Annotated in this window: 3 protein-coding genes and 1 pseudogene; 2 read left to right on the top strand and 2 right to left on the bottom strand. The window is 73.6% G+C overall.

The window, feature by feature from the left end; genetic code table 11:
- The coding region (locus V7793_RS35325; protein WP_443058067.1) for a glycosyltransferase family 4 protein at window positions 1-1267 on the bottom strand (1267 nt) is incomplete at its 3' end.
- 221 nt (window positions 1268-1488) lie between these two features.
- Between V7793_RS35325 and V7793_RS35320 the strand changes: the two genes are divergently transcribed.
- A complete protein-coding gene (locus V7793_RS35320) occupies window positions 1489-2127 on the top strand; it encodes a TetR family transcriptional regulator (RefSeq protein WP_336013774.1) in 639 nt (212 codons plus the stop codon).
- 193 nt (window positions 2128-2320) lie between these two features.
- Entirely contained in the window at window positions 2321-2932 is a 612-nt protein-coding gene (locus V7793_RS35315) for a response regulator transcription factor (protein ID WP_443058066.1), read from the top strand.
- Between the two features lie 315 nt (window positions 2933-3247).
- On the opposite strand, the pseudogene V7793_RS38320 reads toward V7793_RS35315, so the two are convergent.
- A pseudogene (locus V7793_RS38320) lies at window positions 3248-3421 on the bottom strand (hypothetical protein); the annotation flags it as partial.
- Window positions 3422-3456: the final 35 nt, after the last annotated feature.

Here is a 3456-nt window from a genome sequence, read left to right as displayed (position 1 = left end):
GTTCGCGGCCCGCGGCGCCGAGGCGGCGGCGGAGGCCGGGGTCGCCCAGGAGCCGGCCCAGGGCGGAGGCGAGGGCTCCGGAGTCGCCCGGCGGGACGGCCAGACAGGTCTCCCCGTCGGGGCCCGCGACCTCCGGTATGGCACCGCCGGTGGTGGCCGCCAGCGGCGTACCCGTGGCCATGGCCTCGGCGGCCGGCAGCGAGAAGCCCTCGTACAGCGACGGCACGCAGGCGACCTGCGCCGAGCGCACGAGGTCGACGAGCTCGGCGTCGGTGATGCCCTTGACGAACTCGACGGCGCCCTCCAGCCCGAAGCGCCGGATCGCGGTGGCGATCGGCCCGTCCTCGGCGCGCTTGCCGACGACCACGAGGTGCGCGTCGGGGTGGCGGCGGCGGACCACGGCCAGCGCCTCGATCAGGTGGATGAGGCCCTTGAGGGGGACGTCCGCGCTGGAGGTGGTGACGATGCGCCCGGGGACCTCGGGCACGGACGGGTCGGGCGAGAACAGGTCGGTGTCGGCGCCGATGGGCACGACGTGCACCCGCTCGGCCCGGACGCCGAGGTGGTCGACGATCTCCTGGCGCGAGGAGCCGGAGACGGTGAGCACGGACGGCAGCCGGCGGGCGACCCGCTTCTGCATCCGGGTGAAGCCGTACCAGCGGCGCACGGAGGCCCGCCGCTTCCAGTCCGCGGCGGCGGCGAGGTCGAGCTGCCGGTCGACGGTGATGGGGTGGTGGACGGTGGTCACCAGCGGAGCGCCGATCGCGGCGGGGCCGCCGAGGAGCCCGTAGCCCAGGGTCTGGTTGTCGTGCACGACGTCGAAGCGGCCGCGCTGCGCGGCGAGATGGCGCCGCGCGCGCAGGCTGAAGGTGAGCGGCTCGGGGAAGCCGCCCGTCCACATGGTGGAGACCTCCAGCGCGTCGATCCAGTCGCGGTACTCGTCGCGGCCGGGCGTGCGGAAGGGGTCCGGCTGGCGGTAGAGGTCGAGGCTCGGGAGCTCGGTGAGGGTCACGCCCTCGTCGAGGACGGGGTACGGCTGGGAGCCGATGACCTCGACGCTGTGCCCGAGGCGGGCGAGTTCGCGGGAGAGGTGGCGGACGTAGACGCCCTGGCCGCCGCAGAACGGGTTGCCCTTGTAGGTGAGCATCGCGATGCGCAGGGGGCGGTCGCCGTCCCCGTCCCGGAGGCCGTCGCTCCGTGCGTCCTGCCCCGTGCGCGCCTCGCGCGCCGCATGTGCGAGAGCTGCCTCAGTGGCCTCAGCGGTCACTCCCCCGGCCTCCTTCTGGCTGCTGTTCCGGCCGGAGCGTAACCGGTCGCGCTAATCTAGAACAAGTTTCAGACTGGGTCGTCCAGAAGCCTCGAATCTACCGGCCGGAAAGGCGGTCGCCAGGACCGGATCGGGTGATTCGCGCCACGACCCGGCCCCTGCCATGCTGTGCCGTCCGGGCCGGACAGACACCCTGGATGGATTGCCACGGAATGGGACATATGACGACGGAACCCAAGTCGCCGACCGCGCGGGCCGTGCCCGCCGGACCCAGCCTCCCCCTGACCGAGCGTCAGGAGGCCCGCCGCCGCCGGATCCTGCAGGCCACCGCGGAGCTCGCGAGCCGCGGCGGCTTCGACGCCGTGCAGATGCGCGAGGTCGCCGAGGCGGCGGGCGTCGCGCTCGGCACGCTCTACCGCTACTTCCCCTCCAAGGTGCACCTGCTGGTCGCCACCATGCAGGACCAGCTGCAGCGGCTGCACGGGACGCTGCGCAAGCGCCCGCCCACGGACGCCGACCCGGCCGCGCGCGTGGCCCAGACCCTGATGCGGGCCTTCCGCGCCATGCAGCGCGAACCGCACCTGGCCGACGCGATGGTGCGCGCCCTCACCTTCGCCGACCGCTCGGTGAGCGCCGAGGTCGACACCGTCTCCCGGCTCACCACGGCAATCATCCTGGACGCCATGGGGCCGGCCGGGCAGCCCTCCCCCGAGCAGCTCTCCGCCGTCCGCGTCATCGAGCACACCTGGCACTCGGCGCTCATCACCTGGCTCTCGGGGCGCGCGTCGATCGCACAGGTGCGGATCGACATCGAGACCGTCTGCCGGCTCATTCGGCTCACTACCCCACAACAGGCCTGACGCGCTACCCCCGGCACCCGATTCACGAGGGGCGCTTTCGAGTGAACTTGGGGCGCACGTGGCGGAATTCATGCGCCCTTGCGCCCCCTCCATGTCCGGTATACGCGCCCGGAGCGGTGGCACACGCCGGTATGAATGAGCGTCGGTGTCCGGTGCAGCACACGCTGCACGGGGGAGCGGGAAGGCGGGGACCGTGATCCGGGTTCTTCTGGTGCATGACACCTATCTGCTGCGAGCGGCGCTGGCGGCTCTCATCGGCAGAGAGCCGGACCTGGAGGTCTCATCGGCGCCATGGCAACGCGCGGTGGCCATGTCGGACTCGCTGCGGCCGCACGTGTGCGTGGTGGACATGGACAGCCCGGAGGCCGGCGGGCCGGGCGGCCTGCGGGAGCTGTCCGGGCACGGTGACGCGCGCGATGACAGGGCGGCCCTGCTCGCCCTGGCCAGTGCGGGACGGCCGGGGCCGCTGCGCCGGGCGTACGAGGAGAAGGCCCTGGGGTACCTGAGCAAAAACGCTTCTCCCGACCGGCTCGTCGAAGGGATACGGCATGTGGCGAACGGCGAGCGGTACATCGACGAGACGCTCGGCTTCGGCTTCCTGGAAGCCGCGGAGATCCCCCTGACCAGACGCGAGCTGAGCGTGCTGTCACTCGCGGCGGAGGGGGCGTCCGTCGGGGAGATCGCCCGCAGCCTGCACCTGTCCAACGGGACCGTGCGCAACTACATGGCCGCCATCACCCGCAAGACCGGGGCGCGGAACCGGGTCGACGCGATCCGTATCTCGCAGGTGGCGGGGTGGGTGTGAGGGGGTGCGGGGCGCGGGGTGCGGGGGTTCCCCGGGCTCCCCGGGCTCCGCGGCGCCCATGAGGTCACGGTAGAGCGGGGACCGCGCCAGCAGCTCGTGGTGCTCCCCGCAGGCCGTATCCGCGCCGTCCATCACCAGGATGCGGCCGGCCCGGCGGGCCGAGGCGGCCCGGTGCGCGATGACGAGGAGGGTGCCGCCCGGGCGGCGCGCGAAGGCCCGCTCCGCGCGGGCCTCCGCGACGGGGTCGAGGTGACAGGTCGCCTCGTCCAGCACGGCCAGGGGGGCCGGCGACAGATACGCCCGGGCCAGGGCGATCTGCTGCCGCTCCCCCGCCGAGAGCTCCGCCGGGGCGAGGGGTGCCGCGAAACCGCCCGCGCGGCGGACGAGTTCCTCCATGCCGAGCGCCTCCGCGGCCGCCCGCAGCTCCTCCTCCGGGACGGGGGCGGCGCGCAGATAGCCCAGGTTGTCGGCGAGCGTCCCCGAGAACACGTACGCCTCCTGCGGGATCAGCACCCGCTGCGCGG

This window comes from Streptomyces sp. KLMMK (assembly GCF_036961605.1).
Classification (GTDB): domain Bacteria; phylum Actinomycetota; class Actinomycetes; order Streptomycetales; family Streptomycetaceae; genus Streptomyces; species Streptomyces telluris.
Note: the sequence above shows the minus strand (reverse complement) of the source record. Positions and strands in the feature narration are given on the sequence as shown.